General features: G+C 74.4%; 24 protein-coding genes and 1 tRNA gene. 11 read left to right on the forward strand and 14 right to left on the reverse strand.

All coding sequences use genetic code 11. From position 1 onward, the window contains the following. Positions 1-15: 15 nt before the first annotated feature. Positions 16-477, reverse strand: a complete 462-nt coding sequence (locus ACIQUQ_RS18265) for a MaoC family dehydratase (protein WP_403976819.1) — start codon at positions 475-477, stop codon at positions 16-18. Positions 478-596: 119 nt separating this feature from the next. On the opposite strand from ACIQUQ_RS18265, the gene soxR reads away from it, so the two are divergent. Further along, a complete protein-coding gene (gene soxR, locus ACIQUQ_RS18270) occupies positions 597-1,040 on the forward strand; it encodes a redox-sensitive transcriptional activator SoxR (RefSeq protein WP_399957384.1) in 444 nt (147 codons plus the stop codon). Here the strand turns inward: soxR and ACIQUQ_RS18275 are convergent. The 4 genes from ACIQUQ_RS18275 to ACIQUQ_RS18290 form a co-directional block, all read right to left on the reverse strand. Then, positions 1,021-1,755 carry a 3-keto-5-aminohexanoate cleavage protein gene (locus ACIQUQ_RS18275; RefSeq protein ID WP_403976821.1) on the reverse strand — a complete coding sequence of 245 codons (735 nt, stop codon included), beginning with the start codon at positions 1,753-1,755 and terminating at the stop codon, positions 1,021-1,023. The two genes, soxR and ACIQUQ_RS18275, sit on opposite strands and share 20 nt — an antisense overlap. A gap of 97 nt (positions 1,756-1,852) precedes the next feature. Further along, a complete protein-coding gene (locus ACIQUQ_RS18280) occupies positions 1,853-2,422 on the reverse strand; it encodes a hypothetical protein (RefSeq protein WP_403976823.1) in 570 nt (189 codons plus the stop codon). Positions 2,423-2,598: 176 nt separating this feature from the next. Continuing rightward, entirely contained in the window at positions 2,599-3,954 is a 1,356-nt protein-coding gene (locus ACIQUQ_RS18285; protein ID WP_403976825.1) for a serine-threonine protein kinase, read from the reverse strand. A 153-nt stretch (positions 3,955-4,107) separates the two neighbouring features. Beyond that, on the reverse strand, positions 4,108-5,349 hold the full coding sequence (locus ACIQUQ_RS18290) for an exo-beta-N-acetylmuramidase NamZ domain-containing protein (RefSeq protein WP_403976827.1): 1,242 nt from the start codon (positions 5,347-5,349) through the stop codon (positions 4,108-4,110). Positions 5,350-5,459: 110 nt separating this feature from the next. Here ACIQUQ_RS18290 and ACIQUQ_RS18295 point away from each other — a divergent pair, with 110 nt between their 5' ends. Genes ACIQUQ_RS18295 through ACIQUQ_RS18305 form a run of 3 tightly spaced genes read left to right on the forward strand, consistent with a single transcriptional unit; the run spans position 5,460 to position 8,777 of the window. Further along, the gene (locus tag ACIQUQ_RS18295) at positions 5,460-6,218 is read left to right on the forward strand and encodes an SDR family oxidoreductase (RefSeq protein ID WP_403976829.1); all 759 of its coding nucleotides are present in this window, start codon (positions 5,460-5,462) and stop codon (positions 6,216-6,218) included. Beyond that, on the forward strand, positions 6,215-8,125 hold the full coding sequence (locus ACIQUQ_RS18300; RefSeq protein WP_403976831.1) for a class I adenylate-forming enzyme family protein: 1,911 nt from the start codon (positions 6,215-6,217) through the stop codon (positions 8,123-8,125). The genes ACIQUQ_RS18295 and ACIQUQ_RS18300 overlap by 4 nt, the downstream gene beginning before the upstream one ends. Positions 8,126-8,183: 58 nt before the next feature. Beyond that, a complete protein-coding gene (locus tag ACIQUQ_RS18305; protein ID WP_403976833.1) occupies positions 8,184-8,777 on the forward strand; it encodes a TetR/AcrR family transcriptional regulator in 594 nt (197 codons plus the stop codon). A 29-nt stretch (positions 8,778-8,806) separates the two neighbouring features. On the opposite strand, the gene ACIQUQ_RS18310 is transcribed toward ACIQUQ_RS18305, so the two are convergent. The 7 genes from ACIQUQ_RS18310 to ACIQUQ_RS18340 all read right to left on the reverse strand — a co-directional run bounded on the left by ACIQUQ_RS18310 (position 8,807) and on the right by ACIQUQ_RS18340 (position 14,152). Next, a complete protein-coding gene (locus tag ACIQUQ_RS18310; protein WP_403976835.1) occupies positions 8,807-10,039 on the reverse strand; it encodes an acyl-CoA dehydrogenase family protein in 1,233 nt (410 codons plus the stop codon). A 6-nt stretch (positions 10,040-10,045) separates the two neighbouring features. Further along, positions 10,046-11,068, reverse strand: coding sequence for a phosphotransferase family protein (locus ACIQUQ_RS18315; RefSeq protein ID WP_403976837.1), 1,023 nt, complete (start codon positions 11,066-11,068; stop codon positions 10,046-10,048). 188 nt (positions 11,069-11,256) lie between these two features. Continuing rightward, the gene (locus ACIQUQ_RS18320) at positions 11,257-12,177 is read right to left on the reverse strand and encodes an MBL fold metallo-hydrolase (RefSeq protein WP_403976839.1); all 921 of its coding nucleotides are present in this window, start codon (positions 12,175-12,177) and stop codon (positions 11,257-11,259) included. 94 nt (positions 12,178-12,271) lie between these two features. Then, positions 12,272-12,568 (reverse strand): hypothetical protein, encoded by a 297-nt coding sequence (locus ACIQUQ_RS18325; protein WP_403976841.1) that lies wholly within the window; start codon positions 12,566-12,568, stop codon positions 12,272-12,274. A 229-nt stretch (positions 12,569-12,797) separates the two neighbouring features. Further along, a complete protein-coding gene (locus ACIQUQ_RS18330; RefSeq protein WP_403976843.1) occupies positions 12,798-13,214 on the reverse strand; it encodes a DUF202 domain-containing protein in 417 nt (138 codons plus the stop codon). Continuing rightward, positions 13,211-13,609, reverse strand: a complete 399-nt coding sequence (locus ACIQUQ_RS18335) for a YidH family protein (protein ID WP_403976845.1) — start codon at positions 13,607-13,609, stop codon at positions 13,211-13,213. Before ACIQUQ_RS18335 ends, ACIQUQ_RS18330 begins: the two co-directional genes overlap by 4 nt. A 9-nt stretch (positions 13,610-13,618) precedes the next feature. Beyond that, positions 13,619-14,152: an NUDIX domain-containing protein gene (locus ACIQUQ_RS18340; protein ID WP_403976847.1), complete on the reverse strand. Its 534-nt coding sequence runs from the start codon at positions 14,150-14,152 to the stop codon at positions 13,619-13,621. A gap of 56 nt (positions 14,153-14,208) precedes the next feature. Between ACIQUQ_RS18340 and ACIQUQ_RS18345 the strand changes: the two genes are divergently transcribed. From ACIQUQ_RS18345 to ACIQUQ_RS18360, 4 genes are all read left to right on the forward strand, one after another. Continuing rightward, on the forward strand, positions 14,209-15,864 hold the full coding sequence (locus ACIQUQ_RS18345; RefSeq protein WP_403976849.1) for an FAD-binding dehydrogenase: 1,656 nt from the start codon (positions 14,209-14,211) through the stop codon (positions 15,862-15,864). 228 nt (positions 15,865-16,092) lie between these two features. Continuing rightward, positions 16,093-17,037: a hypothetical protein gene (locus tag ACIQUQ_RS18350; protein ID WP_403976851.1), complete on the forward strand. Its 945-nt coding sequence runs from the start codon at positions 16,093-16,095 to the stop codon at positions 17,035-17,037. A gap of 227 nt (positions 17,038-17,264) precedes the next feature. Then, positions 17,265-18,800: an APC family permease gene (locus ACIQUQ_RS18355; RefSeq protein WP_403976853.1), complete on the forward strand. Its 1,536-nt coding sequence runs from the start codon at positions 17,265-17,267 to the stop codon at positions 18,798-18,800. Positions 18,801-19,121: 321 nt separating this feature from the next. Beyond that, on the forward strand, positions 19,122-20,579 hold the full coding sequence (locus tag ACIQUQ_RS18360) for an amino acid permease (protein WP_403976855.1): 1,458 nt from the start codon (positions 19,122-19,124) through the stop codon (positions 20,577-20,579). A 178-nt stretch (positions 20,580-20,757) separates the two neighbouring features. On the opposite strand, the gene ACIQUQ_RS18365 is transcribed toward ACIQUQ_RS18360, so the two are convergent. Then, positions 20,758-20,842: transfer RNA gene (locus ACIQUQ_RS18365), tRNA-Leu, on the reverse strand. 209 nt (positions 20,843-21,051) lie between these two features. Here ACIQUQ_RS18365 and ACIQUQ_RS18370 point away from each other — a divergent pair. From ACIQUQ_RS18370 to ACIQUQ_RS18380, 3 genes are all read left to right on the forward strand, one after another. After that, a complete protein-coding gene (locus tag ACIQUQ_RS18370) occupies positions 21,052-22,377 on the forward strand; it encodes a M20/M25/M40 family metallo-hydrolase (protein ID WP_403976858.1) in 1,326 nt (441 codons plus the stop codon). A gap of 130 nt (positions 22,378-22,507) precedes the next feature. Next, a complete protein-coding gene (chpH, locus tag ACIQUQ_RS18375; RefSeq protein WP_399957482.1) occupies positions 22,508-22,741 on the forward strand; it encodes a chaplin ChpH in 234 nt (77 codons plus the stop codon). A gap of 148 nt (positions 22,742-22,889) precedes the next feature. Then, a complete protein-coding gene (locus ACIQUQ_RS18380; RefSeq protein ID WP_403976861.1) occupies positions 22,890-23,828 on the forward strand; it encodes a chaplin in 939 nt (312 codons plus the stop codon). A gap of 36 nt (positions 23,829-23,864) precedes the next feature. On the opposite strand, the gene ACIQUQ_RS18385 is transcribed toward ACIQUQ_RS18380, so the two are convergent. Beyond that, positions 23,865-24,053: a DUF5703 family protein gene (locus ACIQUQ_RS18385; protein WP_403976863.1), complete on the reverse strand. Its 189-nt coding sequence runs from the start codon at positions 24,051-24,053 to the stop codon at positions 23,865-23,867. Positions 24,054-24,085: the final 32 nt, after the last annotated feature.

Genomic DNA, 24,085 nt, shown 5'->3' on the forward strand with positions numbered 1-24,085 from the left:
GCTGCCGCGAGCGGCTCAGAAGTAGTAGCGGGAGACCGTCTCCGCCACGCACACCGGCTTGTCGCCGCCCTCGGTCTCCACCGTGACCGTGGCCGCGACCTGCACGCCCCCGCCGGCCTCGGTGACCGCGGTGATCACGGCCGTGGCGCGCAGCCGCGAGCCGACCGGCACCGGGGCGGGGAAACGCACCTTGTCCACGCCGTAGTTGATGCCCATCCGCATCCCCTCGACCCGCATCACCTGCGGGACCAGGCTGGGCAGCAGCGACAGCGTCAGGTAGCCGTGCGCGATGGTCGAGCCGAACGGCCCGGACGCCGCCCGCTCCGGGTCCACGTGGATCCACTGATGGTCGCCGGTCGCGTCGGCGAACAGGTCGATCCGCTTCTGGTCGACCTCCAGCCAGTCGCTGGGCCCGAGCGGGGCGCCGGTCCCGGCGGCCAGCTCCTCGGCGGACGTGAAGATCCTCGGCTCGGCCATGCCTCTGCCTCCCATGGGGGTCACTTGATTAAGCGCTTGCTCAGAATGGCTTGCCCAGGATGCTCGGGCGCGGCAGCCCTGTCAACGCGTGCACAGGACCGCCCAGTAGGGTCGGCGGAGTGCCCCAGATTCCAGAGAAGATCCACGAACTGACCGTCGGACAGCTGTCCGCCCGCAGCGGCGCCGCCGTCTCCGCGCTGCACTTCTACGAGTCCAAGGGCCTGATCAGCAGCCGCCGCACCACCGGCAACCAGCGCCGCTACAGCCGCGACACCCTCCGCCGCGTCGCCTTCGTCCGCGCCGCGCAGCGCGTCGGCATCCCCCTCGCCACCATCGGCGAGGCCCTCGCCCAGCTGCCCGAGGGCCGCACCCCCACCCGCGAGGACTGGGCCAACCTCTCCGCACACTGGCGCGCCGTCCTCGACGAACGCATCGCCCGCCTCGGCCGCCTCCGCGACCAGCTCAGCGACTGCATCGGCTGCGGCTGCCTCTCCCTGAAGACCTGCGGCCTGTCCAACCCCGACGACGAGTTCGGCAACCGCCTCACGGGCTCCCGGCTGTGACCCCGTCCCGCACGGCCGCGGCGGCGGCCACCAGCTGAGCGTTCGACGCCGCCCGCCGGCCGTCGGGCAGGTACCCGGTGTCCGCCACCCCCGCCCGCACGTCCAGCCCGCGCCCGGCGGCCCACCGCAGCACCGGCCAGGCCGCCGCATCCACGCCGTACGCCAGCACCCGCAGACCCGGCACCCCCGCCGCCAGCCGGTCCACCACCACCCGGGCCGCACCCGGCGCCCCCGCCGGATCCCCGCCGGACACGGCCACCGCCACCCGCAGCACCCGGCCGCGCAACGGCGAACCCAGGAACCGCCCCGCGCCCGCCGAACCCGTACGCACCACCGCCTCCACCCCCACACCGCGCGCCAGCAGCAGCCCCGCCAGCTCCTCCGCACCCGGCAGGGCCCAGTCCACCGCCGCCACCTCGGGCAGCTCGGTCCACTCCCGCACCCGGTCGCCGCCCGCGTACGCGTCCACCCCGACCGGCACGCCGACCGCCGCCCGCACCTCCGCCAGCAGCGGGCCCAGCACCCGCGGCGACAGGCTCTCCCGCCCGCACGGCGTCCGCGGCCGCACCCGCACCTCACCCGCGCCCGCCGCCACGGCCAGCGCCGCGGCCTCGGCCAGCGCGGCCGGGGACAATGGCACGGCCGGCCCGTCCGCCGCACTCCGCGCCCCGTTCAGGGCCGCCAGGATCAGCACCACCACACCATCCTGTGACATGTCACCCTGTACGGTCACGCCTTACGCACGCCGGGTACGCCGCAGCGCCCCCGCTCCACACAGCCGGCCGCCCACCCCACGCACCCGGCCGCCCGCCTCACGCCGCACGCCCCGCCGCCCCCACGACGCCCTCGTCCAGCGCCCCCGCCAGCGCAGGCGGCGGCACCACGATCCCGCACCCCCCGCACACCGGCCCCCGCCCCGCCCCGGCCGGCCACCGCAGCTCCGGCTCCCCGCACACCGGACACCCCGTCCCCGGCGCCTCCGCCTCCAGCGCCCGCACCAGCCGCCGCAGCACCTCGCCCAGCGCCCCCTCCGGCCGCACCCCCGGATCCGCACAGGGCACCACTGCGGCACCGCTCCACGCCCACTCCGGCGTGCGCACCCCCACGTGCTTCTCGCGCCGCCGCCGCTCCGCGAACTGCCGCTCGTACGCCAGCCAGACGCCCCGCGCGTCCTCCAGCTCCTCCAGCGCCGCCACCAGCCGCAGCGGATCGCAGCCCCGGTCCTCGGGCCCGATCCCGTGCCGGTCGCACAGGTGCCACCACGTCGCCCGGTGCCCGTACGGGGCGAACCGCTCCAGACACCGCCGCAGCGAATGCCGGCGCAGCGCACGGTCGTTGGACGCGTCGCGCACCTGCACCGCCAGACTCCGGAAACCCGCCATCGCGCAGCCACCTCCATCGCTCGTGCCCGGGTGCGCCGGGGGAGAGACGATCCGGAGGGCGCTCCGGCTCCATCGACGACACGATGGGAACCATCACCGGCGCTGTGCCCAACATGCCCGGAGCCGGCCGGGCGCATGCCGAGCGCACGGGGCGCCCGGGTGGCATTGGCGCGATCTCAGCGGCCGATCCGGCCCGCCGAGACGACGATCCGGGCGAGTTCCTCGTGGCAGATGTCACTGTGCGCCCCCGAGGGCGCCCCGCCCCGCCGCACCACCGCCGCCGCGTCGACACTGACGCATCCCGCACCCGGCAGCCCGTCCCGCAACGCCGCCTCCAGCGTCAGCCGGACCGCCCCGCCGACCGCCTGCACGCCGTCGTGCCCCATGGCGCCCCACCGCTCGTCGAAGCCCGCGAAGGACGAGGAGTCCCCGGCCATCCGCGAGGCCAGCGGATAGAACACCCGCAGCGCCGCGTCGTGCCGCGAGTAGCAGCACACCACCGGCCCCGCCACCCGCCGCTGGAGCCCCCGCAGCGCCCCGCCGCTGCCCCGCGCGTGCGGCAGCGACTCCGCGAACGCGTAATGGGAGAAGGCGCCCTGAAGGAGCGTCAGAGAACGGACATGGCGCGCCCCGGCCGGTACGCCCCGCAGCGCGTACGCCACGAGCCGCGCGCCGAAGCTGTGGCCGACCAGATGGACCCGTACGCCCGGGCGCGCCCCCGCCAGCCGCGCCAGCACCGGACCCAGCCCCCGCTCGCCGACCTTCCCGGCCCGCCGCTTCATCTCGTAGTACGTCGCCTGGCGCAGCAGCTCCCGGCCGCCGCTCCACAGCCTCTTCAGCCCGCCGCCCACGGAGAACGAGGCCTCCGGCCCGGCGACCTCCGCCCCGGCCTCCCGCAGCCCCTCCGTCAGCAGCCGGCACAGGACCAGCGGATCCTCCGCGAGCAGCGCGGGCACCGGGTCGCCGACGACGTCCTCCACACCGCCGCCCGGGCCGTAGCCACCGCCGCCCGGCCCGCCCGCACCGGCCGCCGGCGCCGCCGCGACCGGGCCGCCCTCCGGCCCGGCGAGCAACTCCCGCACCAGGAAGCCGAATTCCGCGAACGCCTCCTCCGACTCCGGCTGCTCCCGCAGCAGTTCCGCGATCCGGTCCAGCTCCGTGCCGCGGCCCGGCCAGAACTCCCCGAGCGCCGCCCGCGTCCCCGCGTCCAGCTCGGGGCCGGCAGCCGGGCCGCCGGCCGCGGAGGGGGCGTCGAAGTCGGGGATCGGCTCGTCGGAGAACCGGATCGACGGCCACACCACGCCCACGTAGCCCAGCCGGACGCCGGGGGAGCCGGCCACCAGCGCGGGGAAGGGGGCGAAGAAGCGGTCGTACAGCCGCGTCGAGGTGGACCGGTCGCTGTTCCAGCCGTGCGAGAACACGATCAGGTCGGTGGCGTCCAGCCGGTCCACCGCCGCGCGCTGCCGCGGGTCGCAGTCCCCGTCGGCGTCGAAGGTCAGTTCCGTGTACGGTCCCACGCCCACACCCGACATGACGGTCCCCTCCCGCACCGCACCGTGCACCGGAGCACCAGCATCCCGCCGCCCCGGCCCCGCGGCCAGACCCGTGACGGGCGAAGCCGCACGGTCACATGTCACCGTGTACGGTCACCCGTCACACCGGACGCCCCCGCCCCATCCGCCCCGTCACTCGTACAGCCGGTACTCCTCCCGCACCCCGCGGAACCGTTTCAGCCCCGCCTCCCAGGAGGCCGTCACCTCGTCCACCCCGGCCCCCGCGTCGATCAGCGTCCGCACCCGGTCCGAGCCCGTCAGCCGGTCGATCCAGTGGTCCGGCCGCCACGCGAACCCGCTCCACACCCGCCGCGCCGTCACCAGCAGCCCGATCCCGGTCCGCACCGGGTCGAAGGCCTCCCGGTCGTGCACCAGCAGCCGCACCCCGCCCACCGTCCGCCCCTGAAACTTCGAGAACACCGGCGCGAACCACGCCTCCCGCACCCACACCCCCGGAAGCCCCAGCGCGTCCGCCGCCTCCGCCCACCGCCGGTCGATCCCCTCAGCGCCCAGCAGCTCGAAGGGCCGCGTCGTCCCCCGCCCCTCCGACAGGTTCGTCCCCTCGAACAGGCAGGTCCCCGGATACACCAGCGCCGTGTCGGGCGTCGGCATGTTCGGGCTCGGCGGCACCCACGGCAGCCCCGTCGCGGCGAAGTCCATCCCGCGCCGCCACCCCGCCAGCCGCTCCACCCGCAGCCGCACCGCCCCGCCCAGGAACTCGCCGTTGAACAGCAGCGCCAGCTCCCCGGCCGTCATCCCGTGCGCCAGCGCGACCGGCTCCCGCCCCACGAAACTCGCGTACGCCCGGTCCAGCACCGGCCCCAGCGCCCGCACCCCGCCCGCCGGGTGCGGCCGGTCGAGCACCACCACCCGCTTCCCCGCCCGCGCGGCCGCCGCCATGCAGTCGTACATCGTCCAGACGTACGTGTAGAACCGCGCCCCCACGTCCTGGATGTCGAACACCACCGTGTCCACGCCCGCCGCCTCGAACGCCGCCGCCAGCGCCCGCCCGTCGCTGCCGTACGTGTCGTACACCGGCAGCCCCGTCGCCGGGTCCCGCCGCACCGCCTCCGAACCCCCGGCCTGCGCCGTGCCCCGGAAACCGTGCTCCGGGCCGAAGACCGCGACCAGGTCCACCCGGGGGTCGGCGTGCATCAGGTCCACGACGTGCCGGGCCCCGGGACCGGTGCCGGTCGGATTGGTCACCACCCCCACGCGCCGGCCCGCGAGCGCCGCGTACCCGCTCGCGGCCAGCCGCTCGAAACCCGTCCGCACCCGCCCCGGCGGGGCCCCCGCCGCGCGCGCCGTACCCACCGTGCTCGCCGCGCCGGCCGCCCCCGCGCCGGCCAGCAGTCCTCGTCTCGACAGGCTCATACCGGCCCACGCTAGGAGAACGCCCCCTTCCGGCCCGGCATACCGACCGGTTAGTCTGCCGCCGGGCCGGGCAACCGGCGCCGCCGGCCGACCAGGAGGAGTGGATCCGCGTGGGTGCGTTCGAGGGACAGCGTGTCGTCGTCACCGGAGCGGGCGGGGGGATCGGCGCCGCCCTGGCCCGCCGGTTCGCCGGGGAGGGGGCCCGGCTCGCCGTCAACGACCTGGACCCCGGGCGGACCGCCGACATCGCCGCCGAGCTGGACGCCGTCGCCCTGCCCGGCGACGCCTCCGCCATCGCCCCGGCCGCCCTGGAGGCCCTCGACGGCACCGTGGACGTCTACTGCGCCAACGCCGGCATCCCGGCGGGCGGCGACGCCCTCGCCGGCGAGGACGCCTGGGCCGCCGCGTGGGACACCAACGTCATGTCCCACGTCCGCGCCGTCCGCACCCTGCTGCCCGGCTGGCTGGACCGCGGCCACGGCCGGTTCGTCTCCACCGTCTCCGCCGCCGGACTGCTCACCATGATCGGCGCGGCCCCGTACAGCGTCACCAAGCACGGCGCGCTCGCCTTCGCCGAATGGCTCTCGCTCACCTACCGGCACCGCGGCCTCGACGTCCACGCCATCTGCCCCCAGGGCGTGCGCACCGACATGCTCACCGCCGCCGGCACCGCCGGGGAACTGGTCCTGGCCCCCACCGCGATCGAACCCGCGGACGTGGCCGACGCCCTCTTCGAGGGCATGGCCAAGGGCCGCTTCCTGATCCTCCCCCACCCCGAGGTCGCCGACTACTACCGGACCCGGGCAACCGACCCCGAGCGGTGGCTTGGCAGCATGAACCACCTGCAACGGAACTGGGAGGGCGCATGACGGAACGGGCCGGCCGCACGGAGCCGGGGACGGGCGGGTCGTCCCGCTACGCCGCCCGCCCCTGGCTCGCGCTGCTCGGCCCCGCGCAGCGGGAGCCCGTCAGCCCGCCGCCCAGCGTGCTCGCCGCCTTCCGGTCGGCCGTGGCCCGCGCCCCCGGCCGCACCGCCCTCGCCTACTTCGACGGACGTCTGAGCTACGCCGAGACCGACGCGCTGTCCGACGCGGTCGCCGGCCACCTCGCCGGCCGCGGGGTACGCCCGGGCGACCGCGTCGCCGTGATGCTCCAGAACACCCCGCACTTCGTGCTGGCCGTCCTCGCCGCCTGGAAGGCCGGAGCCGTCGTCGTCCCGGTCAACCCCATGTACAAGGCCCGTGAGGTGTCACATGTGCTGCGTGACGCCGAGGTGTCGGCGCTCGTCTGCGCCGAGCACGCCTGGGAGGGCTTCCTCCGCGACACCCTCGCCGAGGCGTCCCCGGCCGCCACCGTCCACACCGTGCTCACCGCCCGCGACCACGACCTCCAGACCCGCGACGACCCCCGCGTCCTCCCGGGCCCCCGCCCCCCGCACCCGCCGGCCCCCACCGCGCCGGCCGACCCGACCGCGCCGACGGACCCGGCGGACCAGGCGGACCAGGCGGACCCGACCGCGCCGACGGCCCGGACCGCCCCGCCCGACCCGGCGGCCCCCACCCCCGCCGACCTGCTCACCGTCGCCCGCCAGGACCGCCCCGCACCCGAGGTCCCCGCCCCCGGCCCCGCCGACCCGGCCCTCATCAGCTACACCTCCGGCACCAGCGGCACCCCCAAGGGCGCCGTCAACCCGCACGGCGCCCTCACGTACAACGCCGAACGCCAGCGCACCGCCCACGCCCTCCCCGAGGGCGCCCGCTACTTCGCCCTGGCCCCCCTCTTCCACATCACCGGCATGGTCTGCGAGCTGGCCACCTGCCTCACCAACGCCGGCACCCTCGTCCTCACCCACCGCTTCGAGCCCGGCACCGTCCTCGACGCCTTCCTGGAGCACCGCCCCCACTACACGGTCGGCCCCGCCACCGCCTTCATGGCCCTGGCCGCCCACCCCGGCGTCACCCCGGACCACTTCACCTCCTTCCGGATCGTGTCCTCCGGCGGCGCCCCCCTGCCGCCCGCCCTCGTCACCCGCCTCCGCGACACCCTCGGCCTCGAACTCCGCAACGGCTACGGCCTCACCGAGACCACCGCCCACTGCACCTCCGTACCCGTCCACCGCACCGCCCCCGTCGACCCGGCCTCCGGCACCCTCTCCGTCGGCGTCCCCGGCGCCGACACCGTCGTCCGGATCGTCGACGACCACGGCGCGGAACTGCCCTTCGGCGAGACCGGCGAGATCGTGGTCCGCGGCCCCCAGGTCGTCCCCGGCTACTGGCGCCGGCCCGAGGACACCGCCCGCGCCCTCCCCGGCGGCGAACTCCGCACCGGAGACGTCGGGTTCATGGACCCGGAGGGCTGGCTGTACGTCGTCGACCGCAAGAAGGACATGATCAACGCCTCGGGCTTCAAGGTCTGGCCCCGGGAGGTCGAGGACGTCCTCTACACCCACCCCGCCGTCCGCGAGGCCGCCGTCGTCGGCGCCCCCGACCCGTACCGCGGCGAGACCGTCACGGCGTACGTCAGCCTGCGCCCCGGCACCGAGGCCACCCCCGCCGCCCTGGCCGCGTACTGCGCGGACCGGCTGGCCGCCTACAAGTACCCGCGCACGGTGGAGATCCTCCCCGCGCTGCCCAAGACCACCAGCGGCAAGATCCTCCGCCGGGACCTCCGCGACCGGGCCGCCGCCCCGGGCCCGGCCCCCGGCCCGGCCCCGGACCGGGCTCCCCGCCCGGCACCCGGCCCCGCCCCCGGCCGGATTTCGCCGGTGGCCCCCTGACCCGGCACACTCGTCCGGCAGTCGTTCACGCACACGCACACAAAGGCAGGTGGCGGTCATGGCCAGGTCCACGGACACGGAGGACACCCCCGTTCCCCAGCGGCTGCTCGCCGCCGCCACCCGGCTCTTCGCCGACCGCGGCTACGACCGGACCTCCGTCCAGGAGATCGTCGAGGCCGCAGGCGTCACCAAGGGCGCGCTGTACCACTACTTCGGCTCCAAGGACGACCTGCTGCACGAGGTGTACGCGCGCATGCTCCGCCTCCAGCAGGAGCGCCTCGACGCCGTGGCCGGATCCGACGCCCCGGTCGAGGAGCGGCTGCGCACGGCGGCGGCCGACGTCGTCGTCACCACCATCGAGAACCTCGACGACGCGATGATCTTCTTCCGGTCGATGCACCAGCTCAGCCCGGAGAAGAACAAGCAGGTGCGCGCCGCCCGCCGGCGCTACCACGAGACGTTCCGCGCCCTGATCGAAGAGGGCCAGAAGACCGGGGTGTTCTCCACGGCCACCCCCGCCGACCTGGTGGTGGACTACCACTTCGGCTCCGTCCACCACCTGTCCACCTGGTACCGCGCCGACGGCCCGCTGAGCCCGCAGCAGGTCGCCGACCACCTGGCCGACCTCCTGCTGCGCGCCCTGCGCCCGTAACCGCGACACGCCGCCGCCACCGGCGGCCGTCACAGGTACCGCTTCAGCTCCCGCCGCGCCAGGGACCGCTGGTGCACCTCGTCCGGGCCGTCCGCCAGCCGCAACGTCCGCGCCGCCGCCCAGAGTTCGGCCAGCGGCTGGTCCTGGCTCACACCGCCCGCGCCGTGCAGCTGGACGGCCTGGTCGAGGATCCCCACCACCGCCCGCGGGGTGGCGATCTTGATGGCCTGGATCTCGGTGTGCGCCCCGCGGTTGCCCACGGTGTCCATCAGCCAGGCCGTCTTCAGCACCAGCAGCCGCAGCTGCTCCACGGTCACCCGGGCGTCCGCGATCCAGTTCTGTACGACGCCCTGCCCGGCGAGCGGCTTGCCGAACGCGGTCCGCGCGACCGCCCGCCGGCACATCAGCTCGATCGCCCGCTCCGCCATGCCGATCAGCCGCATGCAGTGGTGGATCCGGCCCGGCCCCAGCCGCGCCTGGGCGATGGCGAAGCCGCCGCCCTCCTCGCCCACCAGGTGGTCCGCCGGCACCCGCGCCCCGTGGAACAGCACCTCCGCGTGGCCGCCGTGGGAGTGGTCCTCGTACCCGTACACCTTCATGGCGCGCCGGACCTCGACGCCGGGCGTGTCCCGGGGCACCAGGAGCATCGACTGCTGGCGGCGCACGTCCGGGCCGTCGGGGTCGGTCTTGCCCATCACGATGAACACCCGGCAGTCCGGGTTCATCGCCCCCGAGATGTACCACTTCCGCCCGGTGACCACGTACTCGTCGCCGTCGCGCTCGATCCGGGTCTCGATGTTCGTCGCGTCGGACGAGGCCACCTCCGGCTCGGTCATCGCGAAGGCCGAGCGGATCTCGCCGGCCAGCAGCGGCTCCAGCCACCGCTTCTGCTGCTCCGCGGAGCCGAACTGGGCCAGCAGCTCCATGTTCCCGGTGTCCGGCGCCGCGCAGTTGAGGGCGGTGGGCGCCAACTGCGGGCTGCGCCCGGTGATTTCCGCCAGCGGCGCGTACTGGAGGTTGGTCAGGCCGGCGCCGCGGCCCTCGCCCGGCGCGCCGGGCCCGTCCACGAAGAAGAGGTTCCACAGCCCCTGCCGCCGTGCCTCCTCCTTGAGTTCGGCCACCACCGGGGGCGTGTCCCAGGGGGAGGCGAGGCCGGCGCGCTGCTCCTCCGCGACCGCCTCGGCCGGGTACACGTACGCGTCCATGAAGGCCAGCAGCCGCTCCCGCAGCTCCTCGGTGCGCGCGTCGTATGCGAAGTCCATGACGGATCAGCCTTCCTGAAGGGTCGTCAGGCCGTGCTCGATGAACACGGGAACCAGGGCGCCGATCTGCTCGAAGCCCGCGCCGACCGTCTGGCCGAGCGTGTAGCGGTAGTGGATGCCCTCCAGGATCACGGCCAGCTTGAACCAGGCGAAGGCCGTGTACCAGGCGATGCCCGAGGTGTCCCGGCCCGACCGGGCGGCGTACCGCTCGACCAGCTCGGCGGGGGAGGGGTGGCCGGGGGCGCCGCTGGTGGTGCTCACCGGGGAGTCGTCCAGGCCGAGGTCGGAGCTGTACATCACGAGCAGCCCCAGGTCGGTGAGGGGGTCGCCGAGCGTGGACATCTCCCAGTCGAGCACCGCCGCGATCCGGTCCCCGGGGTCGACCAGCACGTTGTCGAGGCGGTAGTCGCCGTGCACCACGGTCGGCGCGGGGGAGCCGGGCAGCCGGCGGGCCAGCGTGGCCTGGAGCTCGTCGATGCCGGCCAGTTCGCGGCTGCCGGAGGCGGCGAGCTGCTTGGCCCAGCGGCGCAGCTGCCGGTCGAGGAAGCCCTCGGGCCGGCCGAAGTCGCCCAGTCCCGCCTCCTCCGGGTCCACCCGGTGCAGGTCGGCCAGGGTGTCCACGAGCCGCAGCACCACGTCCCGGGTGCGCCCGGGGCCGAGCGGGGCGAGCTGTGCGGCGGTCCGGTACGGGGTGCCGTCCACGTACTCCATGACGTAGAACGGCGCCCCGATGACGTCCTCGTCCTCGCAGAGCAGTACGGGCGCGGGCACCGGCACCCGGGTGCCGTGCAGGGCGCGGATCACCCGGTGTTCGCGGGACATGTCGTGCGCGGTGGCCAGGACGTGTCCGAGCGGCGGGCGGCGGACCACCCAGCGGGTGTGGCCGTCGGTGACCTCGTAGGTGAGGTTCGAGCGGCCGCCCTCGATCAGCCGGCCGGTGAGGGGGCCGGCGGTGAGCGGCGGCCGCTCGCGGTCGAGCCGCTCGCGGAGCCGTGCCAGGTCGAGGCCCCGGGGGCCGGCTGGGGTCATGGGCGCACCTTCCGTCGGGAGGGGTGGGCGGATCGTTGCTGCCGCTGTCCCGGCCCATCATGCCGACCAGTCGGTATGCCGTCCAGGGGGGTGGCCGGATCCCTCCGCTCCGGAGGGCCCGGGCCGGCCGCCCAGGCCGGTCCGGCCCGCCCCGGACCGGGGCGCCCGGTCCGGGGTCCCGCCCGCCGTCACGCGTGACAGGCGACCGGCGTCCCGCCGTTCATCTCGGTCATGTCCGTCAGCAGGGCGACCAGGTCCAGCCGGGAGCCGCCCGGCTCGCCCGCCAGCTCGGCGTAGGCCCGGTGCAGGTTGGCCACCAGCCGCTCGGGCTCCCGCCACCGGGCGAACTCACCGAGGTCGGCCTGACGGGCCGCCTCCAGCGGGGTGATCCCCTTGGCCCGGCCCTCCTCCGCCAGCGTCCCGACGAACCGCAGGTACCGCTCGGTCGCGTCGTACGCCGAGGCGTCGGTCAGCGGCCCGTGCCCCGGTACGACGGTCCGCGCGTCCAGGGAGCGCAGCAGGTCCAGGGCGCGGAGCGAGCCGGACAGGGAGCCGAACGGGATGAACGGGGTGCCGCCCGCGAAGACCAGGTCGCCGGTGAACACCACCCGCCGGTGCGGCAGCCACACCACCGAGTCGCCCGTCGTGTGCGCGACGCCCGGGTGCAGCACCCGTACCTCGGTATCCCCGATGTGCAACGTCACACTGTCGTCGTACGTGAGCGTGGGCGCGCTGATGCTGATCTCCCCGAAGTCCGTCCGGGGCCAGATCAGGTGCAGCTGGTGGCCGGCGTCGAGCTGTTCCCGCCGGCTGTTGTGGTGCGCCACCACGGTCGCCTCGGGGAACACGCAGTTGCCGTAGGTGTGGTCGCCGTGGTGGTGGGTGTTCACGATGACCGACGGCACCGCCGCGCCGGCCGCCTCGACGGCCTCCCGCAGCCACAGCGCCCGCCGCCGGGTGGCGGCCGTGTCCACCAGCAGGGTCCGTCCGCCGTCGCTGACGAACCCCGCGTTGCTCAGGCACCAGCCCCCGTCGGGCTGGACGTACGCGTACACCTCGGGCGTCAACTCGACGGTGTAGGGCTCTTCGACGGTCGTTCCTGCGGTCATCACGGCTCCCCGGGTCGTGGTGCGGGCGGGAGCATCCTGCCAGCCGCCCCGCGCCCCGGGGGAGGGGGCCCCTGTGCGGGGGCCCCGGGGTCGGTCAGTGGTCGTCCCAGTGCCCGTCGTGCGCGGCGTGCCGGTGTCCGTCGTGCAGGTAGTCCAGGTGGTCGCCGTGCTCGACGGCCGGGTGCCCGCAGCCCTCGCCGTGGGCGTGCTCGTGGGCCTCGTGCGCGACGTGCGAGGTCGTCTCGCACTCGTCCCAGTGGCCCGAGTGCTCGCGGTGCAGGTGGCCGTCGTGGGCGTAGTCGACGTGGTCGCCGTGCGGGACCTCGGCGTGACCGCAGTCCGGCCCGTGGACGTGCTCGTGGGTGCCGTGCTCTTGGTGCAGGGTGGTCATGGGCCGAGGCTAGTCCGTAGTGCCCGGGTATGTCCTGACGGACCGGCGTGCCGCGGCACAAGCGCGACCATCACATCAACCGACCACGTGGACCGGCGTCACCAGCCGACCACAGGAGCCGACCGCACGGGCCCGCCGCACGGGCCCGCCGCACCGGCCGGCGGCACCGGCCGGCGGCACCGGCCGGTGCGCCCGGCCGGTCCCGCCCGCCGTCCCGCGGGGCGCCCGCTCAGGCCGCGAGGATCACCACCACCGCGAAGCCCGCCAGCACCGCGATGCCCAGACCGGCCGCGAGCGCGTGGTGCACCGGCAGCAGCGCCGGCCGGGGCGCGGCGAGCGCCCGGATCCGGCGGTGCGCCACCACCAGGAACCCCGCCCAGACCAGCGTGATCAGCGCGGTCCCCGCCACCGTGAGCGGCGAACCGGAGCTCCGCAGCGCCTGCTTGAGCGCCAGCACCGCCACCACCGTGCAGGTCAGCGTGGTGCGCCGCCACGCCAGCCGGGTCCGCTCCGGCTGGAGCCCCGGATCCCGCGCCGTCGTCCCGTCGTCCGCCGGCGGCCCGGCCCCGCCCGCCCGCCGGCCCCCGCCCGCCCGCCCGGCCCCGCCCGCCCCCGGGACCCCGGCCGCTGCCGGAACCCCGGTCACTGCCCCGCCGTCCAGCCCAGCAGGACCACCACGATCATCACCAGCGCGACCAGCGCCACGCCCAGCGTGAGCACCACCGGGAAGCGGGACAGCGGCAGGTCCTCGCCCCGCCGCATCGCACGTTCGCACCGCATCCAGTGGTTGACCGCCCGCAGCGCGCAGGCCGCGCCCACCACCAGCAGTGCCACCGCGATCCCGACGCGTACGCCCCACCGCAGGTCCGGCAGGAACTGGTCCACGGCGAACCCGCCGCCCACCAGCGCCAGCGCGGTCCGCACCCAGGCCAGGAAGGTCCGCTCGTTGGCCAGCGAGAACCGGTAGTCCGGGGTGCCGCCCTCGTCGCGGAGCAGCTCCGGCGAGAACCAGAAGCGCACGTCCTTCAGGAAGTCGATCACCCGGGCAATCTACTGCGGCCCCTCCGCGCGCCCCGCGCGGAAGGCCCTCAGCCGCCGGTACGCGTCGAGCCCGTCCGGCACCCACGCCCAGCCGTCGAGCCGCCGCTCCAGCTCGGCCTCGTCGAGGAAGGCGTGCCAGGCCACCTCCTCCACCTGTGGATCGACCGCCATGTCACACCGCACCTCGTGCACGTACGACCACCAGGACTGCCCGCTCGCCGGATCCTCGTACAGGAACTTGAACAGCGGCACCGGCTGCGGCAGCCCCGACACCCCCAGCTCCTCCTCGGCCTCCCGCAGCGCGGCCTCGGCGTAGCTCTCGCCCGCCCCGACCACGCCGCCCACGAACATGTCGTACAGCGACGGGAACACCAGCTTCGTGGCGGTCCGCCGGTGCACGAAGACCCGTCCCCCGGCGTCGCGCGCCTGGACGAACACGCAGCGGTGCCGCAGCCCCTGCGCGTACATCTCGCCCCGGGTCGCCCGCCCCACCACCCGGTCGTTCTCGTCCACGATGTCCAGGATCTCCTCGGAAGCGCTCATGGATTCATCCAAGCACCGCTGTTGACGGGTTACCGCCGCGTAGCCAAGATCTGGCCATGGCGTACGACGCAGACGTGATCGTTATCGGAGCCGGACTCGCAGGCCTCGCGGCCACCGCCGAGCTGGTGGACGCGGGCAGGAAGGTGATCCTGCTCGACCAGGAGCCCGAGCAGTCCCTCGGCGGCCAGGCCCACTGGTCCTTCGGCGGCCTGTTCTTCGTCGACTCGCCGGAACAGCGGCGCATGCGCATCAAGGACAGCCACGCCCTGGCCCTCCAGGACTGGCTCGGCACCGCCGGCTTCGACCGGCCCGAGGACCTCTGGCCCCGCCGCTGGGCCGAGGCGTACGTCGACTTCGCCGCCGGCGAGAAGCGGTCCTGGCTGCACGCGCAGGGCGTGCGCTTCTTCCCCGTCGTCGGCTGGGCCGAGCGCGGCGGCTACGACGCCAACGGCCACGGCAACTCCGTGCCCCGCTTCCACATCACCTGGGGCACCGGCCCCGGCCTGGTCGAGCCCTTCGAGCGGCGGGTCCGGGCCGGCGTGGCCCGGGGCCTGGTCGAGCTGCGGTTCCGGCACCGCGTCACCGGCCTCGGCCGCAGCGCCGGCGCCGTGGACACCGTCACCGGAGAGGTCCTCGAACCCTCCGCGGTCGCCCGCGGCCAGTCCAGCAGCCGCGAGGTCACCGGCGCCTTCGAACTCCGCGCCCAGGCCGTGATCGTCACCTCCGGAGGCATCGGCGGCAACCACGACCTGGTCCGCGCCCAGTGGCCGGCCCGCCTCGGCACCCCGCCCGCCAAGCTCCTCTCCGGCGTGCCCGCGCACGTCGACGGCCTGATGCTCGGCATCACCGAACGGGCGGGCGCACGCCACATCAACAAGGACCGCATGTGGCACTACACCGAGGGCATCGAGAACTGGGACCCCATCTGGCCCCGCCACGGCATCCGCATCCTGCCCGGCCCGTCCAGCCTCTGGCTCGACGCCACCGGCAAGCGGCTGCCCGTACCGCTCTTCCCCGGCTTCGACACCCTCGGCACGCTCGAACACATCATGCGCACCGGCCACGACCACACCTGGTTCGTGCTCGACCAGCGCATCATCGGCAAGGAGTTCGCGCTCTCCGGGTCCGAGCAGAACCCGGACCTCACCGGCCGGTCGGTCCGCGACGTGATCAACCGCGCCCGGCAGGCCGTGCCCGGCCCGGTCAGGGCCTTCATGGACCACGGCGTCGACTTCGTCGTCGAGCGCGACCTGTCCGCCCTGGTCCGCGGCATGAACGCGCTCACCGAGGAGCCGCTCATCGACGAGGACGCGCTGCGCCGCGAGATCGTCGCCCGCGACCGCGAGATCACCAACCCGTTCACCAAGGACCTCCAGGTCACCGCCATCCACGGGGCCCGCAGGTACCTCGGCGACAAGCTGATCCGCACCGCCGCGCCGCACCGCATCCTCGACCCCGAGGCCGGCCCGCTGATCGCCGTACGGCTGAACATCCTCACCCGCAAGTCCCTCGGCGGGCTGGAGACCGACCTCTCCTCCCGGGTCCTCACCGAGGGCGGCGAGCCGCTGCCCGGCGTGTACGCGGCCGGCGAGGCCGCCGGCTTCGGCGGCGGGGGCGTGCACGGCTACCGCGCCCTGGAGGGCACCTTCCTCGGCGGCTGCCTGTTCTCCGGCCGTGCGGCGGGCCGCGCGGCCGCGGCGGCCACCGGCTGACCCGCCACCGGCCGGGGCCCCTCGGCTCCGGCCGTCCGGCGGCGGCCCGCCCTCCGCCCCGGGGCGGCCGTTCCGGCCAACTGCACCGCGTTCCGGACCAGTTGAAACGCGCCACGTAGTGGACTGGACCTTGACTCGGAGCAACCCCTACCGCTTTGCTGTGCGTGATCATTCGCTCGTAGACCGTAGTTGACACCGATGACCGTGTGCCTGGAGGGAAGTCCGCGGATGTCGCCGCCTCCGCCGCCGCCCTTCGGCCGCCCCCGCAAGAAGGACGACCAGTTCTTCGACCCCGCCCTCTGCGACACCGAACTCGTCGACGTACGCGGTCAGTTCACCCAGGGTCGATGGGTCAAGGCGCGCGCCCTGCTGGTCGCCACCGGCGACGACTGGGACCGCCGCGGCCACCGGGTGGTCGTCCTCGCCGAGACGCCCGCCGCCGTGGCCTGGTCCCGCGAATGGCTCCTCGCCGAACCCGAGAGCGCCGACGCCGCGACCCTCCTCGCCTGCGCCCAGGTCTTCGCGGCCCTGCGCGGAAAGGGTTCGCCGGAGAAGGCGGAACAGGCCTGCCGTGCCGCCGCGGCCCGCGAACCCGCCGACCCCACGCCCTGGCTCGGACTCCTGCTCCTGGCCCGCGCCTTCGGCCCGGCCGAGGAGTTCACCCGCACCTTCGACCAGGTCCGCGCCCGGCACCGCGAGCACCACCACGCCCACCACCTGATGGTCGCCCGGCTCGCCGAACACGCCCCGGCGGCGGGCCCCGACCCGCTCCACGAGGTGTACGACTTCGCCGCCTGGGCCGCCGAGGAGTCACCGGCCGACTCCCCGCTCGCCGTGCTGCCGGTCATCGCCCACGCCGAGCGCTACCGCGTGCTGGCCGCCGAGGGACACGCCCCCGGCGCCGCCGACCACTGGTCGGGCCGCCGCGCCCGCCAGGTGCTGCGCTCGGCCTTCGACTGGTGGCTGGAGTGGGAGCGCGAGGACCACCCGCGCAACCGCATCGACCTCAACTTCCTCGCCCACGCCAAGCTCTGCGAGGGCCGCCCGGCCGAGGCCGCCGCCCTGTTCCACCGGATCGGCCGGCACGCCACCCCCGCCCCCTGGTCGTACCCCGACCTCGACCCGCACCAGGCCTTCCTGGCCGCCCGCAGCGCGGCCCTCGGCTCCGCCTGACCCGGCACCACCCCGCACCCGGCACCACCCCGCACCCGGCACCACCCGGCACCACCTGCCCCACCCGGCACCACCCGCCCCACCCGGCACGACCGCGCCCCACCCGCTCCACGCCGCACCCCCGCACCGCTCCACCCCTCCGCAACGCAGCACGCCGCACCACGCCGCACCACCGTCGGGACCATCCCCAGCCCGACGCCACCCCCGTTCGGAAAGGACCACCCGCCATGGCGACGGGCAGTTCCAGCACGCTCCCCGGCACGGCCGAGATACGCACGTACAAGGGCCAGGACCGCGCGCTGCGCGCCGACCGGCTCGGCACCGCGGGCCTCCTGCTCTCCGTACTCGCCGCCAGCGCGCCCCTCATGGTCGTCGCCGGCGTGATGCCCACCACGTTCGGCGTGATGGGCATCGTCGGACAGCCCCTGCTCTTCGTGATCCTGGGCCTCGTCCTGGCGCTCTTCGGCATCGGCTACGCCGAGATGAGCCGGCACGTCCACAACGCGGGCGCCTTCTACGCCTACATCGCCCGCGGCCTCGGCCCCACCGCGGGCGCCGGCGCCTCCCTGGTCGCCCTCGTCGCGTACAGCGCCATGCAGGTCGGCGTGTACGGCATCCTCGGCTTCGAGGTCTCCGGCCTCTTCGCCACCTACCTCGACGTGCAGGTCGCCTGGTGGATCCCCGCCCTGGCCGGCGTCGCCGTCACCGGTGCGCTGGGCTGGCTCAAGATCGACCTCAACGCCCGGGTCCTCGGCGTGCTGCTGCTCGTCGAGTGCGCCCTCGTCGTGATCTTCGACGTCGCCGCCCTCGTCGAGCCGGGCCCGGAGGGCCGTTCGCTCGCCGCCTTCGACCCCGCCACCCTCGGCGGCGCCGGCCTCGGCACCGCCCTGTGCTTCTGCATCGCCGCGTTCGTCGGCTTCGAACAGTCCCCGGTCTACGCCGAGGAGACCAGCCGCCCGCACATCGTCGTGTCCCGCGTCATGTTCCTGGCGGTCGGCTTCGTCGCCCTCTTCTTCGCCCTCAGCGCCTGGGCCCTCACCGTGGCCACCGGGCCCTCCGCCGTCGTGGACACCTCCTTGAAGGCCGGCCCCGGCCTGCTCTTCGAGCTCACCGGCGCCCGCCTCGGCACCGCCTTCACCGACGTGCTGCACGTCCTCTTCGTCACCGGCATGTTCGCCGCCATGCTCAGCTTCCACAACGTCGTCGCCCGCTACGCGTTCGCCATGGGCCGCGAGGGCCTGCTCCCCTCCGCCTTCGGCCGCACCAGCCCCACCAGCGGAGCCCCCGCCACCGGTTCGCTGCTCCAGACCGTCGTCTCCGTGCTCGTCGTGGCCGCCTTCGCCCTCACCGACGACAAGCCGGCGGGCGACCCCACCACCCCGGTCCTGCACCTGTTCACCTGGATGGGCAGCGTCGGCGCCTTCGGCGTCACCGTACTGATGGCCACCGCGTCCTTCGCCGTCATCGCCTTCTTCGTACGGCGCGGCGCCGCCGGCGCCCAGGTCTGGCGCCTGGCCGCGGCCGGCCTGGCCGGACTCGCCCTGCTCGGCATCGCCGTCTACACCGTCAAGGACTTCGGCGTCCTGGTCGGCGCCGGCCCCGGCTCCGCCCTGAGCTGGATCCTGCCCGGCCTCATCGGCGCCGCCGCCGTCCTCGGCCTGCTCCACGGCGCGGTCCTGCGCTCCCGCAACCCCGAGGCGCACGCCCGGATCGGCCTGGGCAACGAGGCGTTCCGCCTCGACCAGGCCGCCGCGCGCGACTGACCCCCGCCGCGTACCACGTCACACGTCACCCGGCGCGCCACCGATACCGCGCCACACCCCACCGAACCGGGCGGACCGCAGCAGCGGTCCGCCCGGTTTTGGCTGATCCAGTAGCTCATGGTCTCCTTGTGGCCGTTGTACCCATGCCCAGGACCGCGCCCGCAGGCCCGAGTCCGGGCGCCCGGGTCACCGACGGGGCGATCCCCGGAGGTGCGGAGCGACCGCCGGACCGGCGGACCTCCGGCACCGCGAGCGGACCACAACAGACCGCCTCCGTGCCGCCCGGACCTGCCTGTCCCATCCACGAAGGCGAAGTCATACATGAGTGACCGCACCCTGACCGCGGCCCAGACGACCGCGGCGACCCCGCACGTCGACGCCGGTGACGAGGGCTACAGCAAGGACCTGAAGTCCCGCCACATCAACATGATCGCGATCGGCGGAGCGATAGGCACCGGCCTGTTCCTCGGCGCGGGCGGCCGCCTCGCCGGAGCAGGCCCCTCGCTCGCCATCGCGTACGCGGTCTGCGGCGTGTTCGCCTTCTTCGTCGTACGGGCCCTCGGCGAGCTGGTCCTCTACCGCCCCTCCTCGGGCGCCTTCGTCTCCTACGCCCGCGAGTTCATGGGCGAGAAGGGCGCGTACGCCGCCGGCTGGCTGTACTTCCTCAACTGGTCGACCACCACCGTGGCCGACATCACGGCCGCCGCCACCTACGCCCACTTCTGGGCCATGTTCAGCGACATCCCCCAGTGGTTCCTCGCGCTGATCGCCCTCTCCGTGGTGCTGGCCGCCAACCTCATCTCCGTCCGCTGGTTCGGTGAGATGGAGTTCTGGTTCTCGATCGTCAAGGTCGCCGCCCTCGTGGCGTTCATGCTGGTGGGCATCTACCTCGTCGCCACCAGCCACCCCGTCGACGGCCACACCCCGGGCCTGTCCAGCATCACCGACAACGGCGGCCTCTTCCCCGCCGGCGTGCTGCCGATGCTGCTCGTCGTCCAGGGCGTCGTCTTCGCGTACGCCTCCGTCGAGCTGTGCGGCGTCGCCGCCGGCGAGACCGAGAACCCCGAGAAGATCATGCCGAAGGCGATCAACTCGATCATGTGGCGCGTGGGCGTCTTCTACGTCGGCTCGGTCGTCCTGCTCGCCCTGCTGCTGCCGTACACCGCGTACTCCGGCGACCAGAGCCCGTTCGTCACCGTCTTCGACAAGCTCGGCGTCCCCGGCACCGCGGGCGTCATGAACCTGGTCGTGCTGACCGCCGCGCTCTCCTCCCTGAACTCCGGCCTCTACTCCACCGGCCGCATCCTGCGCTCCATGGCGATGTCGGGCTCCGCGCCGCGGTTCACCGCCCGCATGAACAAGGGCAAGGTCCCCTACGGCGGCGTGCTGTTCACCGCCGCCTTCGGCGTCGCCGGCGTGGCCCTCAACTACTTCGTGCCCTCCGACGCCTTCGAGATCGTGCTGAACCTCGCCTCGATCGGCATCCTGGGCACCTGGGCCATGGTCATGATCTGCTCGCTGCTGTTCTGGCGCCGCTCCCGGGCCGGCCTGGTCACCCGCCCCGGCTACCGGCTGCCCTGGGCCCCGTACACGCAGATCGTCACGCTGGTCTTCCTCGTCACCGTGCTGGTGCTGATGTGGAGCGACGGGGGAGTGGGCCGCCAGACGGTGATGTTCCTGCCCCTGATCGGCGCCGCCCTGGTCGGCGGCTGGTACCTCGTCCGCCGCCGCGTGGCCGCCATCGCCGCCGGCACGGACAGCGCGACGCGCACCGGCTGACGCAGCCCCCGCGACGCCGAAGGGCCCCGCGGTCCGGGACACTCCCGGACCGCGGGGCCCTTCCCGTTCCCCGCGGGCGTGTCCGGTCACAGGTGACACCGCAATGTCACACGTGACCGGAGCCCGTCACCGGGGAAACGGCGAGGACCCCAGTCGCATCGACTGGGGTCCTCATCTGTGTCCGAGGGGGGACTTGAACCCCCACGCCCGATAAAGGGCACTAGCACCTCAAGCTAGCGCGTCTGCCATTCCGCCACCCGGACAAGGTGTCTGTCTCGCGTCCCTTCCGGGCCGCTCCGACGAAGAGAACATTACCAGGGATTCGGAGTGCTCCGATCACACCCCCGCGCGCCCCCTCCGGACCGGCTCCGGCCGTGCTCCCGGCGGGTCCGGCCGGGTCCGCCCTTGGGCAGCGGCGGCCGGGGCGAGAGGATGAGGGGGATCACCGGCACCGAGTGTGGGAGGAAGCAGCGTGAGCGAGTCGAGCACCGGCAGGACCGTCTCCGGCGAGGACGAGGTCGTCGACCTCTGCCGCGAACTGATCCGGATCGACACCAGCAACTACGGCGACCACTCCGGGCCGGGCGAACGCAAGGCCGCCGAGTACGTGGCGGAGAAGCTCGCCGAGGTCGGCCTGGAGCCGCAGATCTTCGAGTCCCACAAGGGGCGCGCCTCCACCGTCGCCCGGATCGCGGGCGAGGACCCCTCCAAGCCCGCCCTGCTCATCCACGGCCACACCGACGTGGTCCCGGCCAACGCGGCCGACTGGACCCACCACCCCTTCTCGGGCGAGGTCGCCGACGGCTGCGTGTGGGGCCGCGGGGCGGTCGACATGAAGGACATGGACGCCATGACCCTCGCGGTCGTCCGCGACCGCCTGCGCACCGGCCGCAAGCCCCCGCGGGACATCGTGCTGGCCTTCCTCGCCGACGAGGAGGCCGGCGGCACCTACGGCGCCCGCCACCTGGTCGACAAGCACCCCGACCTCTTCGAGGGCGTCACCGAGGCCATCGGCGAGGTGGGCGGCTTCTCCTTCACGGTCAACGAGAACCTGCGCCTCTACCTGGTCGAGACGGCGCAGAAGGGCATGCACTGGATGCGCCTCACCGTCGAGGGCACCGCGGGCCACGGCTCGATGACCAACAACGACAACGCCATCACCGAGCTGTGCGAGGCCGTCGGCCGGCTGGGCCGCCACCAGTGGCCGGTCCGGGTCACCAAGACCGTGCGGTCCTTCCTGGACGAGCTCTCCGACGCCCTGGGCACCCCCCTCGACCCCGAGGACATGGACGGCACCCTGGCCAAGCTCGGCGGCATCGCCAAGATGGTCGGCGCGACCCTGCGGAACTCCGCCGCCCCCACGATGCTCGGCGCCGGCTACAAGGTGAACGTCATCCCCGGCCAGGCCACCGCCCACGTCGACGGCCGCTTCCTGCCCGGGTACGAGCAGGAGTTCCTGGCCGACCTCGACCGGATCCTCGGCCCGAAGGTCAGGCGGGAGGACGTGCACGGCGACAAGGCCCTGGAGACCGACTTCGACGGCCGTCTGGTCGACGCCATGCAGACCGCCCTCAAGGCGGAGGACCCGATCGCCCGCGCCGTGCCGTACATGCTCTCCGGCGGTACGGACGCCAAGTCCTTCGACGACCTCGGCATCCGCTGCTTCGGCTTCGCGCCGCTCCAGCTGCCGCCCGAGCTGGACTTCGCCGGCATGTTCCACGGGGTCGACGAGCGCGTCCCGGTCGACGGCCTGAAGTTCGGCGTGCGCGTGCTCGACCGATTCATCGACAACTGCTGAACGATCGCCAAGGTGTTCGCACACCACGCGGAAGAGTGAATGCGACCATAAGCTCGTAGCCCTGGTTGGTCCTCCTCGTTGTTGGTGGTGCGGTCCGCGGCTGGGACCGCATTGCCTACTAGGAGGAATGATGATCAAGAAGGTTGTCGCTGCTGCGGCTGCCACCGGTGGCCTGGTTCTCGCGGGTGCGGGCCTCGCCGTCGCCGACGCCGGTGCCCAGGGCGCCGCTGTCGGTTCGCCCGGTGTGCTCTCCGGCAACGTCGTCCAGGTCCCGGTTCACGTGCCGGTCAACGTGTGCGGCAACACGGTCAACGTGATCGGCCTGCTGAACCCGGCCTTCGGCAACACCTGCGTCAACGCCTGACGTCGAAGTCTCACCCTTCCAAGGGTCTGAGCCCGGGCCCCGGAACGCACCTCCCGCGTTCCGGGGCCGCGGGCCATCCAGCACTTCGGCGTCCGGGCAGGGGAGCACGTACGCCGATCCGGAACGCACAAGCAGGGAACGAGCAGCAATGCGACAGGTCACCAGGAAGACTCTCTTCACCATGGCGGCCGCGGGCGGTGCCCTCGCTCTGGGTGGGGGCTACGCACACGCGGATTCCGGTGCCGTGGGGGGCACTTCGAATTCCCCGGGCGTACTGTCCGGGAACACCATCCAGGCGCCGGTGCACGCACCCGTGAACGCCTGCGGCAACACCGTCTCCGTCATCGGTCTGCTGAACCCGGCCGCGGGCAACCGCTGCGCCAACACGGGCGGCGGCCACGGGGACCACGGCGGGTACGGCGGCTCCGGCGACCACGCCGACGGCGGCGGGTCCGGCTCCGGCGCGCACGGCGACGCCCACGGCTCGCCGGGCGTGGGCTCGGGCAACCTGATCCAGGCCCCGCTCCGGCTCCCGGTCAACGCCTGCGGGAACACGGCCGACGTGGTCGGCCTGCTGAACCCCGCGCTGGGAAACGATTGCGCCAATCTTCCCGGCCCCGGAAAGCCGGGCCATCCGGGCACTCCCGGCCATCCCGGACACCCCGGCAACCCTGGCACTCCGGGCCACCCGGGCACCCCCGGGACTCCGGGACACCCCGGTAACCCGGGCACGCCGGGGACTCCCGGCACCCCGGGCACGCCAGGCCACCCCGGCACCCCCGGTACGCCCGGCCACCCCGGCACTCCGGGCCACCCCGGCACCCCGGGCACGCCCGGGACCCCCGGTGGGCCCGGCACGCCGGCCCAGCCCGGCCCCGGCAAGAACCACCCGGGGAAGCCCGGCACCCCGGGCACGGCGAAGCCGGGCACCGGCCGCATCGGCACCGGTGTCCACGGCGAGCGCGGCTCCGAGCTCGCGCAGACCGGCGCGGGAGCCCTCGGCGCGGGCCTGCCGCTCGCCGGCGGCATGCTCCTCGCCGGGACCGTGCTCTACCGCCGCACCCGCGGCGACGGCGCCGCCGGCTAGCCGGCGCCCGTCACCCGGATCCGGGCCACCCCGGTCTCACCAGGTGGCCCGGAGCTGGCGGATGATCCGGCGGCGCAGCCGCACCCGGCGGCTGCCGTCCCGGTGCAGGCTCAACCGGTCCACCTCCCAGTTCCCGTACTCGGCGTGGTCGGTCAGCAGACGGGTCGCCTCCTTACGGCTCACACCGCGCGGCACGTACACGTCGACGAATTCGTATTCCGGCATCGCATCTATTGTGCGGGCACGGGCCTCGTACG

The sequence above is a fragment of the Streptomyces sp. NPDC101118 genome (assembly GCF_044759445.1).
In the GTDB taxonomy this organism is placed as follows: Bacteria; Actinomycetota; Actinomycetes; order Streptomycetales; family Streptomycetaceae; genus Streptomyces.